Origin of the sequence: Actinomadura sp. RB99 (assembly GCF_014706005.1) — a bacterium.
GTDB lineage: Bacteria > Actinomycetota > Actinomycetes > Streptosporangiales > Streptosporangiaceae > Spirillospora.
Window position 1 is genome coordinate 24354 of sequence record NZ_JABMCA010000028.1, and the last position, 26112, is coordinate 50465.

A 26112-nucleotide genomic window follows, 5' to 3' on the forward strand; every position below is an offset into this window, starting at 1 on the left:
CCCGCTACAGTTCTGTGTACGGCGGACGAGCCGGCCGGACGGCCGCGTCGGGGAGCGATCCCCGTCGAGGAAAGTCCGGGCTCCACAGGGCAGGGTGGTCGGTAACGCCGACCCGGGGTGACCCGCGGGACAGTGCCACAGAAAACAGACCGCCACCGGTCCGCCGGTGGTAAGGGTGAAACGGTGAGGTAAGAGCTCACCAGCGCCCACGGTGACGTGGGCGGCTCGGTAAACCCCACCCGGAGCAAGGTCAAGAAGGGGCTTCGGCCCCGCGCAGGTGCCTGAGGGCGGCCCGCCCGAGCCTGCGGGTAGACCGCTGGAGGCCGCCGGCAACGGCGGTCCGAGATGGATGGCCGTCACCCGCCCTCCGGGGCGGGCACAGAACCCGGCTTACAGGCCGACTCGTCCGCCTTTTCTTTCTGCCACCTCGGTGACCGTCGCGGTCCCGGTTCCGTGGGCGCTGCGGTAGCCGCAGTCGCGGACGGTCTGCGCGGCGTCGTCGTCCACGGCGCCGAAGGGGTAGGCGAAGGCGCGGGCGGGCAGGCCCATACGCCGGAGGGCGGTGCGGTCGTCGCAGACCTGCCGGTGCCGCTCGCCGCCGGGCAGGTCCGTGAGATCGAGGTGGTCGAGCGTGTGGCCGCCGATCTCGTGGCCGGAGGCGGCGAGGTCCATGACCTCGCTCCGGGTCATGCGGCCGGGCCGGCCAAGAAGGCCGGTGCTGACGAAGAAGGTCGCCTTCATCCCGTGGCGGTCCAGCAGGGCGCGGACGTTGTCGTACTGGTCCTGGAGGCCGTCGTCGAAGGTGAGCGACACCCAGGTCCGCGTCTGCGCGTTCGCGAGGAGCGCCGCGCTGACGAGCACCAGGGGCCGGCCGGGTCGCGGTGCCCCATGGGGACGGTGCCGTCCTTGCATGATCGACTCATCGCCCGGGCGAGGTGAAGCGAAGACCTCCGGAAGGCAAAGCGACCGGCGCGCCTGCCGGGTCGATCAGCCCGGCGGCGCCGTGGGGTCGCGGAAGGAGCGGCGGTAGGCGCCCGGGGTCGTGGCGAGGGCGTTGATGAAGCGGCGGCGGAGGTTGGTGGCCGACGAGAGGCCGACGCGGCGCGCGATGGCGTCCAGCGGGAGGTCGGACGACTCCAGCAGGTCCTGGGCCGCGGCGATCCGCTGGGCGAGCAGCCACCGGCCCGGGCTGGTGCCGAGCTGGTCGGCGAACCGGCGGGTGAGGGTACGGGCGGAGACGCCCGCGTGCGCGGCCATGTCCTCGATCGACACGGGTTCGCCGAGACGCGCGGTGACCCACTCCAGCAGCGGTGCGAGCGTGCCGTCGATGTGGGCGGGATGGGGCGGCGCCGAGTACTGCAGCTGGCCGCCCTCCCGATGGGGCGGCATGACCATGGTCCGCGCGACGTGGGCGGCGTACCGGGCGCCCTGGTCGGCGCGGAGCAGGTGCATGCACAGGTCGAAGCCCGCGCCCGCGCCGGCGCTGGTGGCGACGTCGCCGTGGTCCACGTAGAGGACGTCCGGGTCGAGTTCGACGTCCGGGAAGCGCTCGGCGAACTCGGCGGCCTGCGCCCAGTGGGTGGTGGCCCGGCGGCCGTCCAGGAGGCCGGCGTGCGCCAGCGCGAAGGCGCCCGAGCAGATGCTGACGACGCGGGCGCCGCGGGCGTGCGCGCGGCGCAGGGCTTCGACGACGGCGGGGGAGGGCGGCTCCGAAGTGGGCAGCCAGCCCGGGACGATCACCGTCCCCGCCCGGTCGAGGGCGTCCAGGCCGTCGGTGACGACCATGTCGTACCCGGCGAGCGTCGCGACGGGGCCGGGGTGTTCGGTGCACACGCCGAACTCGTACCTGGCCGGGAGGCCCGCCCGCTCGACCCCGAACACCTGGGCCGCGCAGCCGAGCTCGAAGGCCGACTGCGGCGGGCGGACGAGCGCGGTCACACGGTGCATGGCGCGAAAGTACCGCACGATGTCTTTCCAGACACTCGGCGGGGCGGGGCGCGTTCGCCAGGCTGGGGCCATGACGACAGAGCAGAGCACGGTCGGCTATGTGTGGTCGTCCGTTCAGGACGCCCCGGTCCGCGAGGTGTTCCCGGGGATCCGGTTGCGGCCGCTGTGGAGCGGGGACGGCGGCGCGAAGGCGTTCGTGCTGGAGATGGACCCGGACACGGGCTGGGAGGGTGTGGACGTCCACGAACCGGGTCCCGAAGAGGTCTTCGTGGTGTCGGGCGTGTTCAACGACGGCGACCGGGACTATCCCGCCGGCTCGTTCATCCACGCCCCGGCAGGCTCCTCGCACGTCCCGCAGACGACCACGGGCTGCACCCTCTTCCTCTTCTACCCGGAAGGCTGAAGGCGCCCGCGCGGACGGACGGGCGTCGGGCCGCGGCGTGCCGCCCCCATGCGTCGTCGGACGAGGGCGGCACGCCCCGAGAACGCCGGGCGGGCTCAGCCGCCGGGAGTGCCGGGACCGGTCGGGCTGCCCGTCGGAGCGCCGGTCGGGCTCTCCGTCGGGCTCTCGGTCGGGCTGCCCGTCGGGCTCTCGGTCGGGCTCTCGGTCGGGCTCTCAGTGGGACTGCCCGTGGGGCTCTCCGTCGGGCTGCCCGTGGGGCTTTCGGTCGGGCTGCCGGTCGGGGTGGGGCTCGCGGGCGGGACGACGCCGCCGGTGCCCGAGACGGTGATCTTGGTCTGCAGGCCCATGGCGCGGTCGTTGTCGCTCGGCGACCATAGCTGGTACGTCCCGGGCTGCAGCGAGACGTGCAGCTTGGCCTGGGTGCCGGGCGAGATGCCCGGGGTCTGCTTCGGCGTGGTGAGGCCCGGGCCGGAGATGGCCAGGGCGTGCTCCCTGCTGCCCTCGTTCTTCACGGTGAAGACGTAGGGACCCGCCGTGAAGGTGCTCTTGGACAGCTTCAGCGAGTTGTCCTTCTCGGTGACCGTCACGGTGGTGGCCTTCGGCTGCGCGGCGCCGCCGCCCGGGGTGCCGGTGCCGGGGCTCGTGGGACTCCCGGTCGGGCTTGTGGGGCTTCCGGTTGGGCTAGTGGGGCTTCCGGTCGGACTCGTCGGGCTTTCCGTGCCGGGGCTCGCGGGGCTCTCGGTCCCCGGGCTGCCTGTCGGCGTCTCGGTCCCCGGGCCGCCTGTCGGGGCCCCGGTCGGGCTCGTCGGTGGCGATCCGCCCGGGCTCGGGGCCGTGGTCGCGTTCGCGGCGGTGACCGGGAGCAGGGCGCCGGCGGTCAGCAGGACGGCGCCGGTGGCAGTCGAAATGGTGGTTTTGTTCATAAATGCCGGGCTCCCCGGCGCGCCTCCGCCGAAACCGCGCGGGTGTTGCCGAAAGTCCTGGTCAACGGCGGTTCCGGCGGAGGTCGAACGGCGTGGTCAGGGGGCCAGCCAGGGCAGGGTGAAGCGGGTGAAGACGATGCCGCCGGTGTCGCCGATCTCGTAGAGGTCGCCGACCGAGCCGTCGGCCAGGACGGCCATCGTGGAGTAGCCCGCGGCGCCCGGCTTGAGGAGCGCCTCCTGCGGCCAGCCGGAGCCGTCGTCCCCGCTCAGCCGGACGGTGAGGTCGGTGCGGCCGGTCGCGGCGTTGTTGCTGTGCAGGGCGGTGCCGGTCAGGGGCGGGGCGCCGGACGAGGGGAGCGCGTAGGAGATCTCGTCGCCGTTGCAGCCGGGGTCGATCAGGCCGCTGTTCCAGGCGGTGCCGTAGGCGGCGGTGACGTCGGCGGCGGTCGCGTACCACCGGTTGCCGCCCGCGTTGGAGCGCATGTTCTGCGCGACGCGGCCCGTCGACCGCTGGATGATCTTGCTTTCGTTGACGCCGGTCCCGGCGGTGGTGCCGTTGTGCCAGGTCGCGCCGTGGTCGTCGGAGTAGATGTTCGACGCGTGGTCGCCCGACGCGTCGTGGTAGACGATCGGCTGGACGAGCCGTCCGGAGGCGAGCTGGATCCCGTGCCCGGACGAGGCGAACATCCCGGCGTAGGTGGTCTTGCGGACCTGCGGGTTGAGGTCGGTCGCCGCGCTCCAGGTCGCGCCGCCGTCGGTCGAGGTGACGTAGCGGATGTGGGTGTTGGTCGTGGCGGTCGCGGAGGTGTCGCCGGCGGTGGAGCCGGAGTAGCCGACGCCGGGCTTGGGGGAGTAGGTGAAGAAGCAGAAGATCTTTCCGGTGGTGCGGTCGACGAGCAGGCTCGGGTCGCCGTAGCCCTCGGACGTGGTGGGCGCGTGCGCGATGATCGCCGGGGTGGAGAAGGTCGCGCCGCCGTCGGTGCTGCGGACCATCGCCACCTGGATGTTGTTCGTCCCCCCGCCGAGGTCCGAGCTGCCGTCGACGCGGGCGTCCATGGCGGCGACCACCGTGCCGTCGTTCGCCACGGCGAGGGCGGGGATGCGCACGGACTTCGCCGCCTTGCCGAGCCCGGAGATGACCGTGGACGTGGTCAGGACGGTCTGGGCGTTCATCCCCGGCTTGCCGGAGCCGAGCCCGCAGCCGGACGTGCCGGAGACGGTGCGGCTCCAGCCGCCCGACGAGACCTGGAACGTGTAGGGCGTGCCGTCCGGGACCGTCCAGTAGAGGCCGTTGTCGCCGGACGACGCCGGAACGTCGACCGACCATGGGGAGCCGGTACGGCCCGGCCAGGTGACCGTGAAGGTCCGGGCGGCGGGAGAGCGGTTGTCGAGGATGAGGCGCAGGCGGTGCGGGTCCCCGCAGTCCATGGTGGCGCGCGCGCTGAGCGCGTTGGAGCAGTCGAGGGTGCCGGTGTCGGTCTGGTCGAGGCCCTGCGGCGTGGTGGTGCGGAACGTGTAGGCGGTGCCGGACGGCTTGGTGAAGAAGAAGTGCGAGCTGTCGCCGGCGGCGACGTCCGCGGTCCAGGTGCCGGCGCCGGGCCAGGTCAGCGTGAACGTGGTCGCGGAGGACGTCCGGTTGACGACGGTCTCCTGGATGCGGCCGGACGTGCAGTCGGTCGTGACGACCGCGGACTGGCCGGTGTCGGCGTGAGCGGCGGCGGGGAGTGCGGTCGCGGCGAGGGCGGTCATCGCGGCGACGGCGGCGGGGTGGAAGCGGGGCATGGCCTCACCTTCGTTGGACATGGGACGTAGGATGTCCTGTCGCGAAGGAACGTAGGCGCGGACGCCGGGGCCGTCAAGCCCCGACTCCCGAGCGCCCATATGCGGGCTCCGGCGTCGGAAGCCCCGGCGTCGAGCGGCTCCGCGTCAGGAGGCGGAGTCGTCGCGTGCCGTGTCCAGGCGCTCGCGGATGCCGCGGAAGTGCGCCGCCATGGCGGTGGCCGCCGCCGCGCGGTCGCCGGAGACGAGCGCCTCGTAGATGTCGCGGTGCCGCTGCGCCACGTCGGCCGCCTCCTGCTGGACGGGCGCGAGGTCGTGCTGGAGCGTCCGGTAGACGTCCCAGAACGCGCCGAGCAGCTGGTTCACGATCGGGTTGGCGAGCGGCCGGTACAGCAGCTCGTGGAAGAGCCGGTCGGTCTCCGGGGTCACCTGGCCGGCCGCGGCCTCGGCGTCCATCCGGCGCATGATCTCGTCCAGCTCGGCGGTGTCGGACGCCAGGCCGCGGTCGATGACCTGCTCGACGAGGCCGCGTTCGAGGACCTCGCGGACGTCCACCAGGTGCGCGAGGTCGTCGCGGCCCTGCCGCTTGGACATGCGGGCGTGGAAGGTCAGCTCGTCGACCAGCGCGCCGAGCGACATGCTGCCGACGTACATCCCGAAGCCGTGCCGGATCTCCACGATCCCGACGGCCTGCAGCGCCTTGAGCGCCTCGCGCAGCGAGTTGCGGCTGACGTCCAGCTCCTCGACCAGCTCGAACTCGGTGGGCATCGGGTCGCCCGAGGCCAGCCCGCGCTCCAGGATCAGCTGCTTGATCGCCTGCTGCACCTCCTCGGTGCGGCTGCTGCGGCCGCGCGTCGCACGTCCCCGCGTCCGAGCTGCGGTCATCGGCTCACGCTCCCCATCGCGTCGGTTGGTTCCGGGACCCGCCACTTGACCTGGCCGGTGCCGGAGCCTACGGTACACCGACGAACGACGTTGGATGTCCTACCTCCCCTCCCACCTGCGGCCGCCTACCCTGCGACCGCCCCACCCCTTCCTTCCAGGAGACGACGTGACCGATCTCCAGCCGGGCCGCGGCCTGCACCGCCGCGACTTCCTGCGCTACACCGGGCTCCTCGGCGCGGCCGCCGCGATCACCGCCGGCGTGTCCGCGTGCGGCGGCCCGTCCTCCACCGGCTCCGGCGGATCCGGCGGCTCCAAGGACACGATCCAGGCCGCGCTCGCCTACGCCCTCTCCGGCGGCTTCGACCCGATGACGTCGTCCAGCGCCGTCGCCGTGGCCGCCAACTCCCACGTGCTGGAGTCGCTGGTCGACCTCGACCCGGTGACCCGGCAGCCCTACAACGCGCTGGCCAAGGCGGCTCCGGAGAAGGTGGACGACACCACCTACCGGGTCGCGATCCGCGACGGCGCCACCTTCCACGATGGCTCGAAGGTCACCGCCGACGACGTCGTGTTCAGCTTCGAGCGGGTGCTCGACCCGAAGAACGCGTCGCTGTTCGTGCAGTTCCTGCCGTTCCTCGACAAGGTGAGGAAGGTCGACGACACCACCGTCGAGTTCAGGCTCAAGTACGCGTTCGCGCTGTTCTCCGAGCGGCTCGCCGTGGTCCGGATCGTGCCGAAGAAGATCGTCCAGGCGGACCAGAAGAAGTTCGACGCGCTGCCGGTCGGCTCCGGGCCGTTCAGGCTCACCGCCGCGAGCGCCACCGCGGGGCTGTCGTTCGCCAAATTCGACGCCTACAACGGGCCCCGGCCCGCGAAGGTCGCCAAGATGACCTGGCTGCTGCTGTCCGACCCGTCCGCCCGCGTCACCGCGCTGCAGTCCGGACGCGTCCAGGCGATCGAGGCCGTCCCGTACCTGAACGCGGACGAGCTGCGCAAGGCCGCGAGCGTCGAGGCGGTGCAGAGCTTCGGCCTGCTGTTCCTGATGTTCAACTGCAAGGTCGAGCCGTTCGACGACGTGCGGGTGCGGCAGGCGCTGCACTACGCGCTCGACACCGACAAGCTGATCAAGACGGCGCTGCTCGGCAACGCCGCCGCCGCGACCAGCTTCCTGCCCGCCGGGCACCCCGACTACGTCAAGGCCGCCACCGTCTACGGCTACGACCCGGACAAGGCGAAGCAGCTGCTGCGGGAGGCCGGGGTCAGCGGGCTGAAGGTCGAGCTGATCACCACCGACACCGACTTCGTCAAGGACTGCGCGCCGCTGATCAAGCAGAGCTGGGACGCCGTCGGCGTCGCCACCACGCTCAACGTCGGCCAGTCCGGCGGCCAGTACGCCAACCGCGTCGACACCGGCAAGTACCAGGTCATGGCCGCGCCCGGCGACCCGTCGGTGTTCGGCAACGACGCCGACCTGCTGATGCGCTGGTTCTACGTCGGCACCTGGCCCGAGCACCGCAGCTACAACGCCGGAACCCCCGAGGCCAAGAAGGTCGTCGACCTGCTCGACCGGGCCGCCCGCGAGGCCGACCCGGCGGCGCGCAAGACGCTGTGGAGCCAGGCCATCGACGTCGTCGCCGAGCAGGCCGCGCTGTACCCGATCTTCCACCGCAAGCTCGAGACCGGGTGGAAGGGCAAGGCGCTGCCGGGCTTCCGGCCGATGGCGACCACCGGGCTGTCGTTCCTGAACGTCGGCCGCGCCTGACCGTCCCGGACCCGAAGAAGGGACGCCACCCGGATGGCAACGATCCTGCGCATGGCGCTCGGACGGCTGCTGACCCTCGTGCCGATGGTGCTCGGGATCACGCTGTTCGTCTTCGTCGTGCTGCGCTTCTCCCCGAACGACCCCGCCTTCAACGCGCTCGGCGAGGGCGCCACGCCCGAGGCGCGGCACGCGTACGCGGCCGCGCACGGGCTCACCGACCCGCTGCCGGTCCGCTACGTCCGGTTCCTCGGCGACCTGCTGCACGGCGACCTCGGGCTGACCGCGCCGCCGAGCCGGCCCGTCACCGACGCGATCGGGACCGCGTTCCCGCTCACGCTCCAGCTGACGCTGCTGGCGGTGCTGGTCGGCGTGGTGTTCGCGGTGGTCCTCGGCGTCACCGCGGCGCTGTTCCGGGACCGCTGGCCCGACCAGGCCATCCGGGTGCTGTCCATGGCCGGCGTCGCGATGCCGTCGTTCTGGCTCGGCATCCTGCTGATCCAGTGGTTCGCGCTGCGGCTCGGCTGGTTCCCGACCGGCGGGTACGTCAACCCCGGCGACTCGGTGGGCGGCTGGCTGCGCAGCCTCGCGCTGCCCGCGATCGCCGTCGGGTTCCCGGTCGGGTCGCTGCTGGCCCGGGTGGTGCGCACCGCGATGGTCGAGGAGCTCGACCGCGACTACGTGCGCACCGCGATCGGCGGCGGGCTGCCGCGCACCGTCGTGGTCGGCCGCAACGTGCTGCGCAACGCGCTGATCACCCCGCTGACCGTGCTCGGACTGCAGATCGGCTACCTGCTCAGCGGCGCCGTCGTGGTCGAGGCGATCTTCGGGCTGCCCGGCCTCGGCACCCTCATCATGCAGGGCGTCACCGCCGGCGACCCCGCCCTCGTGCAGGGCGTCGTGCTGTGCATCGCGCTGACGTTCCTGGTCGTCAACCTGCTCGTGGACGTGCTCTACCTGTTCGCGAACCCCCGGCTGAAGGGAGCGACGCGATGACCGTCCTGCTACGGGGATGGCGGCGGCTGCGGCCCGCCTCCCGGATCGCGCTCGGCGTGCTGTTGGTGATCGTCATCGCGGCGCTCGCCGCGCCGCTGATCGCCCGGCACGACCCGCTGACCACGGGCGTCGCGGGGCAGGCGCCGTCCGGCGGCCACTGGTTCGGCACCGACCGCGTCGGCCGCGACGTGTTCGCCCGCGTGCTGTACGGGGCGCGCTGGTCGCTGGCCATCGGCCTCGGCGCCGCGTTCCTCGCGCTGGTCGCGGGCGCCGTGCTCGGCTCGGTCGCCGCCACCGCGCACCGCGCCGTGGACGAGGCCGTGATGCGCTGCCTCGACGTCGTCATGGCGTTCCCGGCGGTCGCGCTCGCGGCCGTCCTGGTCACCGTGTTCGGCAAGAGCCTGCCGGTGCTGATCGGCACCATCGCGTTCCTGTACGTCCCGCAGGTCGCGCGGGTCGTGCGCGGCAACGTGCTGTCGCAGTACGGCGAGGACTACGTGGCCGCCGAACGCGTCATCGGCGCCCGCCGCGGCCACATCCTGTGGCGGCACGTCCTGATCAACTGCGCCGCGCCCATCCTGGTGTTCGTCACGATCGTCGTCGCCAATGCGATCGTGTTCGAGGCGAGCCTGTCGTTCGTCGGCGCCGGCGTCCAGGACCCGGACCCGTCATGGGGCAGCGTCATCGCCTACGGCAAGACGCTGGTGCTGGCCGGCGGCTGGTGGGCGACGTTCTTCCCCGGCCTGTTCATCCTGGTCACGGTGCTGGTGCTGAACGTCCTGTCCGAGGGTGTGTCGGACGCGTGGGCCGCGCCCGCCGCCCGCCCCGACACCGCCGCCGACACCCGCACCGACGCTGAGCCCGGCGCCGGGGCCGCGGCCGGAACCGTCGCCCGGACGGCCGCGGCCCCGGCGCCGCCCGCCGCGCGGCTGGAAGGCGACCTGCGCGAGGCCGGACGCCGCCTCGCCGACCGCGCCCGCCCCCTCCCGGACGGCGAACCGCTGCTGCGCGTCGAGGACCTCGCCATCGGGTTCCCCGACCGCTACGGCGACGTGGACGTGGTCGACCGGGTGTCCCTCGACGTGCGGCCGGGCGAGGTCGTCGGCCTGGTCGGCGAGAGCGGCTGCGGCAAGAGCCTCACCAGCCTGGCGATCATGGGGCTGGAGCCGCGCGGGGCCCGGATCGGCGGCCGGCTGCTGTTCGACGGCCGCGACCTGCGCGCCCTGCCCGCCCGGGAGCGCCGCGCGCTGCTCGGCCACGACATGGCGATGGTCTACCAGGACGCGCTGTCCTCGCTGAACCCGGCGATGACGATCCGCGCCCAGCTCCGCCAGCTCACCCGGCGCGGCGGCACCCGCACCCCCGCCGAGCTGCTCGACCTCGTCGGCCTCGACCCGGACCGGACGCTGCGCTCCTACCCGCACGAGCTGTCCGGCGGGCAGCGGCAGCGGGTGCTGATCGCGATGGCGCTGTCCCGCGACCCGAGGCTCGTCGTCGCCGACGAGCCGACCACCGCGCTCGACGTCACCGTCCAGGCCGCCGTCATGCGGCTGCTGCTGCGGCTGCGCGCCGAGCTCGGGTTCGCGCTGATCCTCGTCTCGCACGACCTCGCGCTCGTCGCCGACGTCACCGACCGCGTCGTGGTGATGTACGGCGGGCAGGTCGCCGAGGCCGGCGTCACCTCCGACGTCGTCGCCTCGTCCCGGCACCACTACGCGCGCGGCCTGCTCGGCGCCGTCGTGTCGCTGGAGGCGGCGGACGCGCGGCCCGTGCAGATCCCCGGCGTCGTCCCGTCGCCCGCGCACTTCCCGGCGGGCTGCCGGTTCGCCGACCGGTGCGCCGCCGCCACCGGACTGTGCGCGACGACCCGTCCCGAGGCGTCCGGCGAGCCGCACCGGCACGCGTTCGCCTGCCACCATCCGATCGGCGCGGCGGCCGGCGCGCCCGCCACCGCCAAGGCGGGAGAACAGCGATGACCACACCCGTCATGGAACTGCGCGGCGTGCACGTCCGGCTGCCGGTGCGCGGCGGCAACCCGCTGCGCCGCGCCGCCGTGCACGCGCTCACCGGCGCCGACCTCGCCATCGGACGCGGCGAGACCGTCGGGATCGTCGGCGAGTCCGGCTGCGGCAAGTCCACGCTCGCGAAGGTGCTCGTCGGCCTGGCCCGGCCCTCCGAGGGCACGGTGCTGTTCGAGGGCGACGACCTCGGCGCGCTGCGGTCCCGCGACCGGTCCGCGCGGCTCGGCGCGGCCGTCGGGATGGTCTTCCAGGACCCGGCGACCGCGCTGAACCGGCGGCTGCCCGTCCGGGCGATCCTCCGCGACCCGCTCGACGTGCACCGGCGCGGCACGCCCGCCGAACGCGACGCCCGCGTCCGCGAGCTGATGTCGCTGGTCGGGCTGCCGCCGCAGCTCGCCGCCGCCCTCCCCGGGCAGCTGTCGGGCGGGCAGCGGCAGCGCGTCGCGATCGCCCGCGCGCTCGCGCTGGAGCCGTCGCTGCTCGTCGCCGACGAGCCGACGTCCGCGCTCGACGTGTCCGTCCGCGCGCAGATCCTCAACCTCATGCTCGACCTCAAGGACCGCATCGGCCTGTCGATGGTGTTCGTCTCGCACGACATCCAGACCGTCCGGCGCATGTCCGACCGGGTCGTCACCATGTACCTCGGCCGCATCGTCGAGGACGCCCCGGCCGCCGCCGTGGCCCGCGGCGACACCCGGCACCCGTACACGCGGGCGCTGCTGTCGGCCACCCCGAGCCTCCTCGACCCGATGGAGCCGATCCGGCTGGACGGGCCCGTCCCGTCCGCCGTCCACCCGCCGAGCGGCTGCCCGTTCCGGACCCGCTGCTGGCGCGCCACCGAGGAGTGCGCCGAGGCGATGCCCGCGTTCGCCGCGGCCGGCGACGCCGGGCACGCGTACCGCTGCCTGCATCCCGTCACCGACCCGTCCGACCTCGCCCTTTCCCCCGTTTCCCAGGAGATCCCGTGACCGCCGCTCCCGCCGGACCCGCCGCCCCGCCGCTCACCGGCGTCGTCCCCCCGGTCTGCACGCCGCTGACCCCCGGCCTGGACGTCGACGCCGCGTCCCTCGAACGGCTCGTCGACCACCTCGTCGGCGCCGGCGTGGACGGGCTGTTCGTGCTCGGCTCCACCAGCGAGGTCGCGTTCCTGCCCGACGCGCACCGCCGCACGGTGCTGGAGACGGTGGTCAAGCACGTCGCCGGGCAGGTCCCGGTGCTCGCCGGCGCGATCGACATGACCACGCTGCGGGTCATCGAGCACGCCCGCGCCGCCGCCGAGCTCGGCTGCGACGGCGTCGTCGCGACCGCGCCGTTCTACACCCGCACCCACCCGGCGGAGATCGAGACGCACCTGCGCCGCGTCGCCGCCGCCGTCCCGGTCCCCGTCTACGCCTACGACCTGCCGGTCTCGGTGCACTCCAAGCTGGACGCGGCGATGCTGCTGCGGCTCGCGGACGAGGGCGTCCTCGCCGGCGTGAAGGACTCCAGCGGCGACGAGGGCGGGCTGCGCGGCCTGCTCGTCGCGCTCCGCGACGCGGGGACCGGCGGGTTCAGCGTGCTGACCGGGTCCGAGCTGACCGTCGACTCGGCGCTCGCGATGGGCGCGCACGGCGTCGTCCCGGGCCTCGGCAACGTCGACCCGGACGGCTACGTCCGGCTGTACCGGCTGTGCCGGGAGGGCCGCTGGGACGAGGCGCGGGCCGAGCAGGAGCGGCTGCTGCGGCTGTTCGACATCGTCAACGCGGGCGCCGCCGCCCGGATGGGGCGCGGCTCGTCGGCGCTCGGCTCGTTCAAGGCCGCCCTGCACCTGCGCGGCGTCATCGACTGCCCGGTCACCGCGCCGCCGCAGATCCAGCTGGACGCGGCCGAGACCGGGCACGTCCGCCGCACGCTGGCCGCCGCCGGGCTGCTGTGAGCGGCGGGACGCTCGCCGCGCTCGACATCGGCGGCACGAAGATCGCCGCGGCGCTGGTGGACCGGAGCGGAACGGTCCTGCGGCGCGGGCGCGTCCCGACACCGGCCGGGGGAGGGGACGCCGTGCTCGCGGCGGCCGCCGAGCTGCTGGACGGCCTCGGCCTCGCCGGGAGCGACGTGCGCGGGCTCGGGGTCGGCGCGCCCGGCGTGATCGACCCCGACACCGGACGCGTCGTCTCCGCGACGGACGTCCTGCCCGGATGGGCCGGGACGCCCGTCCGCGAGACCCTCACCGCCCTCACCGGCCTGCCGGTCACCGTGGTCAACGACGTCCGGGCCATGGCCTACGGCGAGGCTCGGGCGGGGGCCGGGGCCGGGCACCACCGCGTCCTGCACGTCTCGGTCGGGACCGGCGTCGGCGGCGCGCTGACCACCGGCGGAGACCTCGACCACGGGGCGCACGGCACCGCCGGGGAGCTGGCGCACCTGCTCGTCCCCGAACGGGGGCCGGTGCCGTGCGGCTGCGGGCGCCGCGACCACCTGGAGGCGGCGGCGTCCGGCCCCGCCATCGCGGCGACCGGCGACGCGCCCCGCGCCGGGGCCCTGCTCGGCCGCGCGCTCGCCGGGCTCCTCGCCGTCCTGGACCCCGACGCCGTCGTGATCGGCGGCGGCGTGGCGCAGATCGGCGCGCCCTACCTGGACGCCGTCGCCGCCGCGTTCCGGGACGAGGCGCTCCCCCCGCTGCGCGCGACCCCGATCGTCCCCGCCCGGCTCGGCACGGACGCGCCGCTGGTCGGGGCCGCCCTGCTGGCCGGAACCCTGCTCGCCGGATCCCCGCCCGCCTGAACATGCCCACCGGCACCCCCGTGAACAGGAGCGCCCGTTGAACGCCGAGACCTTCGCCGCCGCCGTCGCCGGGCGGCTCATCGTGTCCTGCCAGGCCCCGGACGGGCATCCGCTGCGCGACACCGGCGCGCTCGTCCGGATGGCGGAGGCGGCGGCCGGAGGCGGCGCCGCCGCGATCCGCTGCGGCGGGGTCGGCGGGACGCCCGACGTCGCCGCCATCGCCGCCGCCGTGGACGTCCCCGTCATCGGCCTGACCAAGGACGGCACCGGCGGCGTGTTCATCACGCCGACCGTCGAGGCCGCCCGCGCCGTCGTGCGGGCGGGCGCGCACGTCGTCGCGGCCGACGCCACGTTCCGGCCGCGCCCGGACGGCCGCCCGCTCACCGAGACGATCAAGGCGGTCCAGGGGGAGGGCGCGCTGTTCATGGCGGACGTGGCGACCCTGGACGAGGGCGTCGCCGCCGCCGAGGCGGGCGCCGACATGGTGGCCACGACCCTCGCCGGCTACACCGTCCCCGGCCCGCCGCCGGACGGCCCCGACCTGGACCTGGTCCGGGCGCTGCGCGACGAGCTCCCCGGCGCGCTGATCGTCGCGGAGGGCCGCTACCACGCGCCCGCGTCGGCGGCGGCCGCGATCGAGGCGGGCGCCACCTGCGTGGTGGCCGGCACCGCGATCACCGACCCCCGCTGGATCACCGCCCGCTTCGCCGCCGCCCTCACCCCGCGACGCGACGAGCGGGCGTGAGGAGGGCGCTCAGGTCGGCGGCGGCCTGGCGCGCGGCCCGGTCGGCGGTGGCGGACACGCCGCCCAGGCCGAAGAAGCCGTGGTTCAGGGTCGGCCATTCGCGGTGGACGACCGGGACGCCGGCGGCGGCCAGCGCGGCCGCGTAGGCGCCGCCCTCGTCCCGCAGCGGATCGAAGCCGGCCGTGTGGATCGCGGCGGGCGCGGCGCCCGCGAGGTCGGCGGCGCGCAGCGGCGACACCCGCCAGTCGTCGCCGCGGCCCGGCGGGCGGTACAGCTCGGTGAACCACCGCATCCCGGCCAGCGTCAGCCCGTGGCCGTCGGCGCGTTCGGCCCGGGACGGATAGAGGGCGTTCACGTCGGGGTCGGCGTACCCGCCGGTCGCGTCGGTGACCGGGACGACCAGCAGCTGCCCGGCCAGCTCGACGCCCCGGTCGCGGCAGGCGAGCGCGACGGACGCGGCGAGCTGCCCGCCCGCGCTGTCGCCCGCCACGGCGAGCGGCCCGGTCCGGGCCGCGGCGAGGTGCAGCGTCGCGGCGAGGCAGTCGTCGAACGCGGCCGGGAACGGGTGCTCGGGCGCGAGGCGGTAGTCCACGCCGATCACCGCGGCGCCGGTCCCGACCGCGAGGCGCCGCATGTGCTGCCGGTGCGTGCGCAGGTCGCCGGCGATCCAGCCGCCGCCGTGGAAGAACGCGACGGCGGCCTCGGCGGGCCGGGGGCCCGGCTCGACGACCAGCGCGGGCACCGGCCCGGAGGCGGTCTCCAGGACGGTGGCGTGCTCGGCGAACGGGGCGGGCGGGTCGGGCAGCAGCGCGAGCGACCGCTCGTTCACGGCCAGCGAGTGGCGCCGCGCGCCCTCGACGGACGTGTCGGCGGCGGTCGGGTCCTCGGCGCGGCGCCGCAGCCACTCGGCGATGTCGGGATCGAAACCGGTGCTCACGGAACCGGAACCTCCTTGCATGGGACGTAGGACATCCTACATTGCACCTGCGGGCCGTCCAGGGGCCATGTCCCGGACTTACCGGGTTGAGAGGTGCAGTGAACCTCGCACCGGAGCCGAGTGGCGTGAATCTCGGCGGCTTCGGGTCACACGACACAAACGACCTGAAAGAGCGCGCCTAACGTCATGGGTAGAGCTGATCGCCGGGTCGGCGGAGGCTCGGGGCGCGGTGGCCGCCCCGGGGAGAGGAGCGCTGATGTTCATCATCATCGTGTTCGTGGCCCTCGTGCTCGCCGGGGCGCTGGGGTCCCTGGTCTACCTCGCGGTGTTCGCGCGGGCCAGCCGCAGCGACACGCTTTTCACGCCTCCGGCGGGCCTCGGCGCGCGCACCGCGCGGCGGGTGACCGGAGTGTACGTCCGCGACCCCCGGCAGGAGGGCGCCCTGTACCACCGCGGCTCCCCGCGGAACACCGGCCCCGTGATCGGGGCCGACCGGCCGGAGGACGACGGCCGGATGCGCGGCGAGCTGGTCGGACGGTAAGACGGCGGGACGAGCTGGTCAGACGGTAAAAGGGCGAGGGGTCTCCGGGGCGCGGTGCCCCGGAGACCCCTCGGCGTCAGGACCGGCCGGTGTCCCGGTACGCCGACTCCGGGACGTGGTTGGGGATCGTGGCGAACTTCCCCGCGCCGCGATCGAGGACCTTGACCGTCGCGGACTTCAGGTCGAAGTAGAGCCCCACGAGCTCCAGCTCGCCGGCCTCGGCGCGCTCCCGGAGCCACGGGTAGGTGAGCAGGTTGTCGAGCTGCTGCATCACGTTGACCTGGCTGAGCCGGGCCAGCGGGTCGTCGCCGTGGTCCGCCTCGGCGCGGAAGCGCTCCAGCGTCGGCTTGCCGAACTCGAGCCAGCGGGTCAGCCCCTCCAGGTGCGCGACCTCGGCGCCGCCCGCCATCACCGCGGCCATCGCGCCGCAGTTGGAGTGCCCGCAGACCGCGATCGTGCGGATGTCCAGCACGTTGGTCGCGTACTCCACCGTCGCCATCACCGAGTCGTCCGGGACGGCCGAGTCGTGCGGCGGGACGAAGTTGCCGACGTTCCGGTTGATGAACAGGTCGCCGGGCCCGCTGGCGGTGATGATGTTGGGCACGACGCGCGAGTCCACGCACGTGATGAAGAGGAGCTCCGGCTTCTGCTCCATCGCCAGCTCGGCCATGATCGGCCGGACCAGCCCGGCGGTGCTGTCGTGGTACTCGCGGACGCCGTCGAGCAGGACGGACGTCGGGGACGAAGGCTCGGTGGCGCTTCCGGAGCGTCGCTGCCGGTTCGCCCATGGAGCCCACCAGCGCGCCGGGGGGGACGACTTACGCGACGAAGACATATCACCTGTCACCCCTCTTTCATACCAACCCTCGTGAACCTCGTCGATGTCGACCCTGCCCCCTTGGCGTTCGTGCGCCAGCCGCCACTGGTGGACGGCGTCGAAGGCGGCATGGTCCATGAAGTCGACGTTCAGGTCGAGGTCGACGCCCGCACCCGCCGGTACGGACCGCAGCGCGCGCGTCACCTTCGGAACTCCGAGGAACGTCAGTGTCCCCTCCACGACAACGTGCCAGCGGGGCGGAACGATTCCGTCGCCCGGCGCGGGGAGCAGCCGCTCGGTCCGGACGGTGAGCCGGGTCAGCCGCCGCAGCGCCAGCACCGCCGTGACGGCGATGCCCAGCAGCACGCCCTCGCCGAGGCCGAGGACGACCACGCCGGCGAACGTGGCGGCGTAGGCGGGCGCCTCCCGGTGGTCGCGCAGGTCGCGGATCCGCGCCGGGTCCACCAGGCGGACGCCGAGGACCACGAGCAGCGCCGACAGCGCCGACAGCGGGACGCGCTCGATCACGGGCCCGCAGGACACCGCGAGCACCAGCACCCACACCCCGTGCAGGACGGCGGACAGCCGGGTCCGGGCGCCCGCCTCCAGGTTGGCGGTGCTGCGGACGATCACGCCCGCGACCGGGAGGCCGCCGAACAGCCCGGACACCGCGTTCGCCGCGCCCTGCGCGGCCAGCTCCCGGTCGAGGTCGGTGGGCGGGACCCCGGCGGGCCGGACGCGGTCGACCGCCACGCTGCACAGCAGCGACGCGACGGCCGCCACGACCGCGAGCGACACGACGGCGCCCGCGACGCCGTGCGGTGACCCGTGCGGCAGCTCCGGGAGGCCCCAGCCGTGCAGCATGGACCCCGGCAGGTCCACCCGGTCGACCGGCCAGCCGAACGCCCACACGGCGGCGGTGGCGGCGGCGATGGCGGGCAGCGGACCGGGGACCAGGTGCAGCCGGCCCCCGCGCGGCAGCCGGGACCAGCCCAGCAGCACCAGGACCGTCAGCGCGCCGACGAGCGTCGAGTACGGCGCCGGGTGCAGCAGCTGCCCCGGCAGCTCCCGCAGGTTGGCCACGGCGGACTCCTGCGGGCCGCCGCCCAGCACGACGTGCACCTGGGCCAGCACGATCACCGCGCCGACGCCGGCGAGCATGCCGTGCACCACGGCGGGCGACACCGCCAGCACGACGCGCGCCACCCGGCTCAGGCCGAGCGCCACCTGCAGCACCCCGGCGAGCAGGGTGATCGTGCAGGTGGCCCGCCAGCCGTAGCTTGCGATGAGGTCGGCGACGAGCACGGTCAGCCCGGCGGCGGGGCCGCTGACCTGCAGCGGCGACCCGCCCGCGAGCCCGGCGACGACACCGCCGGCGACGGCGGCGACGAGCCCGGCGGCGACCGGCGCGCCCGAGGCGACCGCGATGCCCAGCGACAGCGGGATCGCGACCAGGAACACGACGAAGGACGCGAGGACGTCCCTGCGCACTGTGGATGCGTTGAGTGGCTTTGAAGTCACTCAACGTATCCAATCAGGTTCTCCGGTATCCGCCCCGGGACGCACGGCCCGCAGCGCGCCGGAGACCCGTCCGGACGCGGCGTTCCCGGAGAAGGACGCGGCGTCCCCGGAGAAAAGAGCGAGGACCGCCGGAGATCCGGCGGTCCTCGCTGCGGTGCTCGCGCGACGGCGCGTCAGCGGCGGTAGTTCTCCCAGTCGTCGGGCTGCTGCCGCGACCCGTACGGGTCGGCGTCGTTCGGCTGCCCGCCCTGCTGGTAGCCGCCCTGCTGCGACGGACCGGGGTAGCCCGAGCCGTACGCCTGGGTGGCGCCCGGGTCGTGCGGCGCGGCCAGCGGGTCGCCGCTGTTGTAGCTGCTGCCGCTGAAGTCGCCGTAGGCGCCCGTGCCGCCGCCCTGCCCGCCGGAGCCGTACGGCTCCCGGGACCCGCCGCCCAGCGGGTCGTCGTAGCGGGGCGACTCGCCGTAGGCCGGGGCGGTCGGGTACCCGTCGGTGTGCGAGCCCTGGCCGTAGCCCGCCCCGGGGCCGGTGCTCGACGGGCCGAACCCGCTGTCGTACCCGCCGGAGCCGGACGCGCCGCCGGACGAGGGCGGGGGCCAGGGCCCCGTGCCCGAGCCGCCGCCCGCACCCGTGCCCGAGCCGGTGCCGGTGCCGGTGCCCGAGCCGGTGCCGAACGAGCCGGTGCCGAGCGGGTCGCTCAGCGGGTCGTTCAGCGAGCCGTACGAGCCGCCGGAGTCCCCGGACGGGCCGCCCGAGGAGCGCTGCCGGTCGGTCTGGATGCGCTGGAGCAGCTCGTCCACGGTGGGCAGCTTGTGGTTGTCGGTGTCGGAGCCCGATCCGCCGGACGGCGCCCCGCCGAGTCCGCCGTGCGCCGCCGGAGCGGCCGGGGCCGGGGGAGCGGGCGGGATCGGCTCGGCCGGGCCGGGCAGCCCGCCGGTCGTCTCGCCGAACCCGCGCGCGGGCTCCTCGGGCCGGCCGAGCGGTAGGCCCAGCGGGTCGGACGGCGGCGGCGCCTGGTGCGGCGCGGGCGGCTGCGACGGCGCCGACGAGCCCAAGGGCAGGTCGAAGGCGTCGGAGCGGCCGCCGGACGGGCCGGTCGCCGGACGGGAGCCGAGCGGGTCGCCGCCGAAGTCGCCGTAGGACGGCTCGTGCGAGGACCCGTACTGCGGCTGCTCGGGGACGCCGTACTGCGGCTGGTCGCCGTAGGAGGGCTGGTCGCCGTAGCCGGACTGGTCCTGCGTGCCGTAGTGCGGCTGGTCGGCGTGCCCGCCGAACTGGTCGCCGCCGCCGTAGGACGGGTCGTACTGGTCGGCCGCCCCGTACGCCGGCTGCGGCTCCTGCCCGCCGTACACCTGCTGGTCGGGCGCGCCGTAGGGCGCCTGCGAGCCGGGGCCGGACGGGCCGCCGAGCGCGCCGAGGTCGGTCGGGATCGGGTCGTGCGAGGTGGAGCCGGGGTCGGCGGCGTACGGCGCGTTCTGGAAGCCGCCGGGGGCCTGCTGCGGTCCGGTGCCGGACGGGCCGCCGAGCCCGTTGAGGATCGTCCCGTCCGCGCCCAGGGAGACCGGCTGGGTGAGGCCGGGCTGCTCGACGGCGGGCTGCGGCTCGGGCGGCGCGATGTGCTGGGTCGCCTGCGCCTGCGCCTGCGCCTGCTGGGCGTTCAGCGGGTCGGCCGACGGGTCCGGCTCGCCCGCCTCCTGGCCGTGCTGCCAGGGGAACTTCGGCTTGTCGAAGGTGATGGTGGCCCAGTAGTCGTCGTCCTCCATCTCGTCGGACGACTGGCCGCCGGGAGCGGGCGGCGGCGGGGACGGGGGAGCGGCGGCGGCGGGCGGGGCGGCGAGCGGGCCGCCGGCGACGCGCCGGTCGAAGCCGGGGTCGGGGGCGGCGTTGCCGTAGCCCTGGTCGTACCCGGGGCCGTAGCCGTCGTCCTGCGCGCCCATGTCGTCGGGCGGCGGCGGCGCGGCGCGGCGGCCGCGGGGCTGCTGCTGCGGCTCGTCGTCCATCCAGTCGTCGTCGTCGCGGCCCGCCCTGCTGGCCCGCAGCCCGAGCGCCACGAGGACGACCACCAGGACCACGACCACAATGAGGCCGAAGACCACGATGTAAGAAGTCATGCCACCACCCAATGCCTTGGCCCGGCGAGAGTCGTCGGCGCGGTCCGCGGGTCGGGCCCGTTCGTCGCCGGCGGTCGGTCGTCCTCGGAGCTAGTCCGATTCTGTCCGACCGCTATGACCGTTGTCACACCCTTCGCGCACATTTACCCTCACCCGACGCGTATCGGCCGGCCCGTCCGGGCCACCCGCACACCCCTGTTGGCTCCAGCCCCCCGAAGGGGTCCGCGCCGACCCCGGGGCCCGGAGGCTCCACGGTCAACGCGCCTGCTTGCCGCCGAAGTTCCCGGTGATCCGGCCGCGGCCCACCGTGTGCTCGGCGATGGCGCCGAGCGAGTCCCGGAGCTTGGCGCCTTGGCGGAACGGTGCCGGACTGTCCAGAGCGTAGATGGTGAACCGGTACCGATGCCGCTCTCCCTTGGGCGGGCACGGGGGCGCGTATCCCGCCTTCTTGCCTGTGGTGAGCCCCTCGACGGCGCCCTGGATCTCGGCGCCCTCGACGAGCTCGTTGGTCGTGCCGTCGATCCCCGCGATCACCCAGTGCACGTAGGCGCCCTCCGAGCCGTCCGGGTCGTCCATCACGATCGCGAACGACCTGGTGCCGGCCGGCGCCGACCAGTGCAGCGGCGGGGTCTTTCCCTCGCCGCCAGGGTACTTCGCGCAGCCGTACCGCGTGGGCAAGTCGCGCCCATCGCGGAAGACCGGGCTGGTCACCGTGAACCACTCCGACAGCTCGGCGCTCTTGTTCTGGGGCTGGCCGATCAGCCCGCAGCCGCCCAGCGCCGTGGTGAGCGCGAGGGCGCCCGCCGCGGCCAGGATCGGACGCCGTTCTCTGCTCTTCATGTCGTTACGCTCCCGGCCGAGATCGTACGCTGCGCGCCGCCGGATCGCCGTCCTCCCGGCCTGGCGCGCTCCGCGCCGGTGGCGCCCCCTTTCCCGTCCGGCCCAACCTTAGGGCTTCCACGGGTGTGGAACGGGCCTTTCCGCCCCCCGCGGCCGCGGCGGCCCTCGTGAACGCCGGTGTGAGTTGCGTCATGCCTGCTTTGCCCCGTTCCGGGCGAAAATTTGGGAAGGAGTGGCGAGTTTCACACGCTTGGTAACGCTCTACTTTGCCGGTTCAGGAAGTTTTCGTGTTCTTTCCTGGTTCTCGGTTGGTGTCGGGCACGTTCCATCAGCTAGTTTGTGAATGTCTTCACAAGCCGACCGTGACATAGGAGGCCGCAATGGCCAGGACCGCCGAGGAGACCCCTGGCGCTCCCCACATCCTCATCGTGGGTGGCGGCTATGTGGGCATGTACACCGCCCTGCGCCTGCAGAAGAAGCTCCGCAAGGAGCTCAAGCGGGGCGAGGTCAAGGTCACCGTGGTTGACCCGAACTCGTACATGACGTACCAGCCGTTCCTCCCCGAGGCCGCCGCCGGGAACATCTCGCCGCGGCACGTCGTCGTCCCGCTCCGCCGGGTGCTGCCCCGCTGCACCGTCCGCAAGGCGCGGGTCACCGAGCTCAACCACGACGAGGGGTGGGCGATCGTCCAGCCGCTGGCCGGACCGCCGGAGCGTATCTCCTACGACTACCTGGTCATGGCGGCCGGCGCGGTGCCGCGGCTGCTGCCCATCCCGGGCCTGGCCGAGAACGGCATCAGCCTCAAGACCGTCGGCGAGGCGATCCACCTGCGCAACCACGTGCTGGAGCAGCTGGAGATCGCCGAGTCCACCGACGACGTCGACCTCCGCCGCAAGGCGCTGACCTTCGTGTTCGTCGGCGGCGGGTTCGCCGGCGTCGAGGCGATCGCCGAGCTGGAGGACATGACCCGCGACGCCACCAAGTACATGCGCAAGGTCACCCCGCAGGACCTGCGGTTCATGCTCGTCGAGGCCGCCGACCGCATCCTGCCCGAGGTCGGCCCCGACATGGGCAAGTGGACCGCCGAGCAGCTGCGCGGCCGCGGCATCGACGTGAAGATGAAGACCTTCCTGCAGTCCGCCGTGGACGGCCAGATCGAGCTGTCGGACGGCAGCAGCTTCCAGGCCGGCACGCTGGTGTGGAACGCGGGCGTCAAGCCGTCCCCGGTGGTCAAGCACGGCGACCTGCCGCTGGACGAGCGGGGCCGCGTCAAGGGCACCGAGTACCTCACCATCGAGGGCCTGGTGCGCGCGTTCACCGCCGGCGACAACGCCGCCATCCCCGACCTCACCCAGGACGGGATGTTCTGCCCGCCGAACGCCCAGCACGCCGTCCGGCAGTCGAAGGTGCTGGCCGACAACATCGTCCGGTCGCTGCGCGGCAAGGCCCTCAAGCCGTACGTGCACGGCAACCTCGGCGCCGTCGCCGGGCTCGGCCTGCACAAGGGCGTGGCGAACCCGATGGGCTTCAAGCTCAAGGGCTGGCCCGCCTGGTTCTTCCACCGCAGCTACCACGGCGCGATGGTCCCGACCTTCAACCGCAAGATCCGGGTCATCGCCGACTGGACGCTCGCGCTGTTCCTCAAGCGCGAGACCGTCTCGCTCGCCAGCGTCGAGCAGCCGCGCGCCGACTTCGAGCTCGCGGCCCTGGACGACGTCAAGCCGAAGGCCAAGTCGAGCGAGCCCGCGGCCTGACCCGCGCCTGACGCCCGGCACCCGGCGCCCCGGCGGTCCCCGTGACCGCCGGGGCGCCGGCGTGTCCGGCGGTGGGGGAGAATCGCCGGTGTGCGGATCGGGATCCTGGGGCCCCTGGAGGTGCGTGCCGACGGCGGCCCCGTCGAGGTCGGGGGCGCGCGGCTGCGGGCGCTGCTGACCCTGCTCGCCCTGGACCCCGGTGCGCTCCTGCTCGCCGAGCGGATCATCGACGCGCTCTGGGAGGACGGCGTGCCGCGCGGCGCGCCGAACGCGCTGCAGTCCCTGGTCTCGCGGCTGCGCGCCGCCATCGGCCGGGAGGCGGTCGAGTCGCGTCCGGGCGGCTACCGGCTCGCCGTGCCGCGCGCGTGCGTCGACGCCCACCACTTCGAGGCGCGGGTCGCCGCCGCGCGGCGCGCCTCCGATCCCGCCGCCCGGTCGGCGGGGCTGCGCGAGGCGCTCGCGCTGTGGCGCGGGCCCGCCCTCGCCGACGCGGCCGGGCTGCGGTTCGCCGGCGCGCCCGCCGCGCGGCTGGACGCGCTGCGCCGCGCCGCGCAGGAGGAGCGCATCGACGCCGACCTCGCGCTCGGCCGGCACGCCGAGGTGATCCCCGAACTGCGCGCCCTCGCCGCCGACGACCCGCTCCGCGAACCCGTCACGGCCCTGCTGATGCGCGCCCTCTACGGCGCGGGCCACCAGGCCGAGGCGCTCACCCGGTACGAGGACGCCAAGCGCGCCCTCGCCGACGGGCTCGGCGTCGACCCGTCGCCCGAGCTGGCCGCCGTCCACTTGGCGGTGCTGCGCCGCGACCCGGCGCTGGCCGCCCGCCCGGCCGCCGCCCACGCCCCGCCGCCCGCGCCGCGTCCCCCGAAGGGCAACCTGAGCGCACCGCTGACCAGCTTCATCGGACGCGACGCCGACCTCGAACGGGTCGGCGCGCTGCTGGCCCGCGCCCGCCTCGTCACCCTCACCGGCCCCGGCGGCGCGGGCAAGACCCGGCTGTCGGTCGAGGCCGCCCGCAGATACGGCGCCCCCGGCTGCCCGGTGCCGCCCGCGCCGGACGGCGCCGTGCCGCCCGCGCCGGACGGCGCCTGGCTCGTCGAGCTGGCACCGGTCATCGACCCGGGGGAGGTGCCCGCCGCCGTCCTCGCCGCGCTCGGGCTGCGCGAGGCGCCGCAGCCGATGCCCGCCCGGCGCGCCGCGCCGCCCGACCCCCTGGACCGTGTCGTCACCGCCCTGGCGGGCCGGCGCATGCTGCTGGTCCTCGACAACTGCGAGCACCTCCTCGACGCCGCCGCCCGGCTCGCCGACCGGGTCCTGGCCGGCTGCCCCGGCGTCCGGATCATGGCGACCAGCCGGGAACCGCTCGGCATCACCGGCGAGACGCTCTGGCCCGTCGGGCCGCTGGAGGCGCCGCCGCCGTCCGCCTCCCCGGCGGACGCGCTCGCCCGGCCCGCCGTCCGGCTGTTCGCCGACCGCGCCGCCGCCGTCGCGCCCGGCTTCGCCGTCACCGGCGCCAACGTCGCCCCCGTCGTGCGGATCTGCCGGGCCCTCGACGGCGTCCCGCTGGCGATCGAACTCGCCGCCGCCCGCATGCGGGCGCTGACGCCCGCGCAGGTCGCGACGCGGCTCGACGACCGGTTCCGGCTGCTCAGCGCGGGCAGCCGCACCGCCCTGCCCCGGCACCGGACGCTGCGGGCCGTCGTCGAGTGGAGCTGGGACCTGCTGGACGAGCCCGAACGCGCGCTGTGCCGCCGGCTGGCCGCCTTCCCCGGCGGCGCCACGCTGGAGGCCGCCGAGCAGGTGTGCGCCGGGCCGGGCCTCGACCGCGCCGCCGTCCTGGACACCCTGGCCGCGCTGGTCGACAAGTCCCTGGTCACCGTCGCGGGCGCGGACGGCGAGCCCCGCTACCGGATGCTGGAGACGATCCGCGCCTACGGGATGGAGCGGCTGGCCGAGGCGGGCGAGGAGCAGGCCGTCCGGCGCGCGCACGCCGACCACCTCGTCCGGCTGGCCGAGGAGGCGGAGCCGCACCTGTACGGGGCCGAGCAGCTCGAATGGCTGCGCCGCCTCACCGCCGAGCACGACAACATCTCGGCCGCGCTGCGCTGGACGATCTCCACCGGGGACGCGGCCACCGCCGTCCGGTTCTGCGCCGCCCTCGGCTGGTACTGGTTCCTCAACGGCCGGCTGCGCGACGGCGCCGACCACCTGGTGCGGATCCTGGAGCTGCCGGACGTGCCCGCCGACACCGTCACCGCCCGCGCTCTCGCCATGGGCGCGATGACCTCGCTGGACAACCAGGTCGTCGGCGACCACGTGCTCGTGATCGACTGGCTCGCCCGGGCCCGCGACCTGTGCGCCGGCGCGGATCCCGCCGCCCTGCACCCCGGGCTGCGGCTCATGCTGACGACCCTGGAGCTGTACGAGTCGGGCTGGAACCACCCGGAGCCGGGCGCCGTCGAGCCGCTCCTGCTCGATCCCGACCCGTGGGTGCGGGGGCTGGCCCACTACATCCGCGGGCAGATCGCCCTCAACTTCGGCTGGATCGAGCGGCTGGACGACGACTTCGGCCGCTCGCTCGCCGCGTTCCGCGAGGCCGGCGACCGCTGGGGGCTGTCGTTCGCGCTCAGCGCCCGGGCGGAGGTCGTCGGCCGGCGCGGCGACCACCGCACGGCCGTCGCGCTGCACGAGGAGGCGCTGCGGCTGAACGCCGAGCTGGGCGGCGGCACCGTCGCGCTCGTCCACGTGCACATGAAGCTGGCCAACGAGCTGGACCTGATCGGCGAGCGCGGCCGGGCGGAGGAACTGCTGCATGCCGCGCTGGAGGCGGCGCTGCTGGACGGCGTCCCGCTCCGCCGTCCCGAGGAGGTCGCGGCGCTCCACTACCAGCTCGGCGAGTTCGCCCGCCGCTCCGGCGAGGAGGCGGAGGCCCGGCGCAGGCTGGCCCTCGCCGAGGAGCTCACCGAGGGCCTCCCCGGCCCGCAGCAGTTCCGGGCGATGGTGCTGTGCTCGCGCGGGCAGCTCGACATGGCGATGGGGGCGATGGACGACGCGTCCGCCCGCCTGCACGAGGCGCTGCGCGGCGCCGCGCACGCCCAGGACCACCCGATCCTGGCGTACGTGCTGGCGGGCCTGGCCGAGCGGTGCCGCCTGCTGGGCGATCCCGAGCGGGCCGCCGTGCTGCTCGGCACCGGCGACGCCCTGCGCGGCACGCGCGACCTGTCGCAGCCGGACGTGCTGGCCATCGAGGCCGCCGTCCGCGCGGACCTCGGAGCGGACGCCTTCGCGGCGGCCTACGAGCGCGGTCTCGCCCGCGCGCTGGAGGACGTCCTCTCCGAGTTCGGCCTGGACGCACCGCCCGGCCGACCATGACGCG

At 74.8% G+C, this 26112-nt stretch carries 20 protein-coding genes and 1 other RNA gene; 13 read left to right on the forward strand and 8 right to left on the reverse strand.

Annotated elements, in window-relative coordinates; genetic code table 11:
* Positions 1-26: 26 nt before the first annotated feature.
* Positions 27-409, forward strand: an RNA gene (rnpB, locus tag amrb99_RS24215) — RNase P RNA component class A.
* Positions 410-453: 44 nt separating this feature from the next.
* Positions 454-939 (forward strand): hypothetical protein, encoded by a 486-nt coding sequence (locus amrb99_RS51385; protein WP_241755867.1) that lies wholly within the window; start codon positions 454-456, stop codon positions 937-939.
* Between the two features lie 48 nt (positions 940-987).
* Here the strand turns inward: amrb99_RS51385 and amrb99_RS24225 are convergent, their stop codons facing one another.
* Positions 988-1947: a helix-turn-helix domain-containing protein gene (locus tag amrb99_RS24225; protein ID WP_190859915.1), complete on the reverse strand. Its 960-nt coding sequence runs from the start codon at positions 1945-1947 to the stop codon at positions 988-990.
* Positions 1948-2017: 70 nt separating this feature from the next.
* On the opposite strand from amrb99_RS24225, the gene amrb99_RS24230 reads away from it, so the two are divergent.
* Positions 2018-2350, forward strand: a complete 333-nt coding sequence (locus amrb99_RS24230; protein WP_206700083.1) for a cupin domain-containing protein — start codon at positions 2018-2020, stop codon at positions 2348-2350.
* Between the two features lie 95 nt (positions 2351-2445).
* On the opposite strand, the gene amrb99_RS24235 is transcribed toward amrb99_RS24230, so the two are convergent.
* The 3 genes from amrb99_RS24235 to amrb99_RS24245 all read right to left on the reverse strand — a co-directional run bounded on the left by amrb99_RS24235 (position 2446) and on the right by amrb99_RS24245 (position 5937).
* Positions 2446-2937 (reverse strand): hypothetical protein, encoded by a 492-nt coding sequence (locus amrb99_RS24235; RefSeq protein WP_190859920.1) that lies wholly within the window; start codon positions 2935-2937, stop codon positions 2446-2448.
* 432 nt (positions 2938-3369) lie between these two features.
* A complete protein-coding gene (locus amrb99_RS24240; protein ID WP_190859922.1) occupies positions 3370-5076 on the reverse strand; it encodes a sialidase family protein in 1707 nt (568 codons plus the stop codon).
* Positions 5077-5199: 123 nt separating this feature from the next.
* Positions 5200-5937: an FCD domain-containing protein gene (locus amrb99_RS24245; RefSeq protein ID WP_190859924.1), complete on the reverse strand. Its 738-nt coding sequence runs from the start codon at positions 5935-5937 to the stop codon at positions 5200-5202.
* A 166-nt stretch (positions 5938-6103) separates the two neighbouring features.
* Here amrb99_RS24245 and amrb99_RS24250 point away from each other — a divergent pair, with 166 nt between their 5' ends.
* Genes amrb99_RS24250 through amrb99_RS24280 form a run of 7 tightly spaced genes read left to right on the forward strand, consistent with a single transcriptional unit; the run spans position 6104 to position 14218 of the window.
* A complete protein-coding gene (locus tag amrb99_RS24250; RefSeq protein WP_190859926.1) occupies positions 6104-7699 on the forward strand; it encodes an ABC transporter substrate-binding protein in 1596 nt (531 codons plus the stop codon).
* Positions 7700-7732: 33 nt separating this feature from the next.
* Positions 7733-8692, forward strand: coding sequence for an ABC transporter permease (locus tag amrb99_RS24255; protein ID WP_190859929.1), 960 nt, complete (start codon positions 7733-7735; stop codon positions 8690-8692).
* Positions 8689-10668 (forward strand): dipeptide/oligopeptide/nickel ABC transporter permease/ATP-binding protein, encoded by a 1980-nt coding sequence (locus tag amrb99_RS24260; protein WP_190859932.1) that lies wholly within the window; start codon positions 8689-8691, stop codon positions 10666-10668. The genes amrb99_RS24255 and amrb99_RS24260 overlap by 4 nt, the downstream gene beginning before the upstream one ends.
* Positions 10665-11681, forward strand: coding sequence for an ABC transporter ATP-binding protein (locus amrb99_RS24265; protein WP_190859933.1), 1017 nt, complete (start codon positions 10665-10667; stop codon positions 11679-11681). The genes amrb99_RS24260 and amrb99_RS24265 overlap by 4 nt, the downstream gene beginning before the upstream one ends.
* A complete protein-coding gene (locus amrb99_RS24270; RefSeq protein ID WP_190859935.1) occupies positions 11678-12628 on the forward strand; it encodes a dihydrodipicolinate synthase family protein in 951 nt (316 codons plus the stop codon). Before amrb99_RS24265 ends, amrb99_RS24270 begins: the two co-directional genes overlap by 4 nt.
* On the forward strand, positions 12625-13473 hold the full coding sequence (locus tag amrb99_RS24275; RefSeq protein WP_190859937.1) for an ROK family protein: 849 nt from the start codon (positions 12625-12627) through the stop codon (positions 13471-13473). The genes amrb99_RS24270 and amrb99_RS24275 overlap by 4 nt, the downstream gene beginning before the upstream one ends.
* A 37-nt stretch (positions 13474-13510) precedes the next feature.
* Entirely contained in the window at positions 13511-14218 is a 708-nt protein-coding gene (locus amrb99_RS24280; protein ID WP_190859939.1) for a putative N-acetylmannosamine-6-phosphate 2-epimerase, read from the forward strand.
* Here the strand turns inward: amrb99_RS24280 and amrb99_RS24285 are convergent.
* Positions 14190-15155, reverse strand: a complete 966-nt coding sequence (locus amrb99_RS24285) for an alpha/beta hydrolase (RefSeq protein WP_206700084.1) — start codon at positions 15153-15155, stop codon at positions 14190-14192. The genes amrb99_RS24280 and amrb99_RS24285 overlap by 29 nt on opposite strands.
* A 256-nt stretch (positions 15156-15411) precedes the next feature.
* On the opposite strand from amrb99_RS24285, the gene amrb99_RS24290 reads away from it, so the two are divergent.
* Positions 15412-15696 carry a hypothetical protein gene (locus tag amrb99_RS24290; RefSeq protein ID WP_190859944.1) on the forward strand — a complete coding sequence of 95 codons (285 nt, stop codon included), beginning with the start codon at positions 15412-15414 and terminating at the stop codon, positions 15694-15696.
* A 76-nt stretch (positions 15697-15772) separates the two neighbouring features.
* On the opposite strand, the gene amrb99_RS53285 is transcribed toward amrb99_RS24290, so the two are convergent.
* The 3 genes from amrb99_RS53285 to amrb99_RS24305 all read right to left on the reverse strand — a co-directional run bounded on the left by amrb99_RS53285 (position 15773) and on the right by amrb99_RS24305 (position 20982).
* Positions 15773-18004: a SulP family inorganic anion transporter gene (locus tag amrb99_RS53285; protein ID WP_347256827.1), complete on the reverse strand. Its 2232-nt coding sequence runs from the start codon at positions 18002-18004 to the stop codon at positions 15773-15775.
* Between the two features lie 203 nt (positions 18005-18207).
* Positions 18208-20142: a hypothetical protein gene (locus tag amrb99_RS24300; RefSeq protein ID WP_190859949.1), complete on the reverse strand. Its 1935-nt coding sequence runs from the start codon at positions 20140-20142 to the stop codon at positions 18208-18210.
* A gap of 255 nt (positions 20143-20397) precedes the next feature.
* Positions 20398-20982 (reverse strand): YbhB/YbcL family Raf kinase inhibitor-like protein, encoded by a 585-nt coding sequence (locus amrb99_RS24305; RefSeq protein ID WP_190859950.1) that lies wholly within the window; start codon positions 20980-20982, stop codon positions 20398-20400.
* A gap of 380 nt (positions 20983-21362) precedes the next feature.
* Here amrb99_RS24305 and amrb99_RS24310 point away from each other — a divergent pair, with 380 nt between their 5' ends.
* Both amrb99_RS24310 and amrb99_RS24315 read left to right on the forward strand, forming a co-directional pair.
* The gene (locus amrb99_RS24310; protein WP_190859952.1) at positions 21363-22736 is read left to right on the forward strand and encodes an NAD(P)/FAD-dependent oxidoreductase; all 1374 of its coding nucleotides are present in this window, start codon (positions 21363-21365) and stop codon (positions 22734-22736) included.
* A 90-nt stretch (positions 22737-22826) separates the two neighbouring features.
* Positions 22827-26108: a BTAD domain-containing putative transcriptional regulator gene (locus tag amrb99_RS24315; RefSeq protein WP_190859954.1), complete on the forward strand. Its 3282-nt coding sequence runs from the start codon at positions 22827-22829 to the stop codon at positions 26106-26108.
* Positions 26109-26112: the final 4 nt, after the last annotated feature.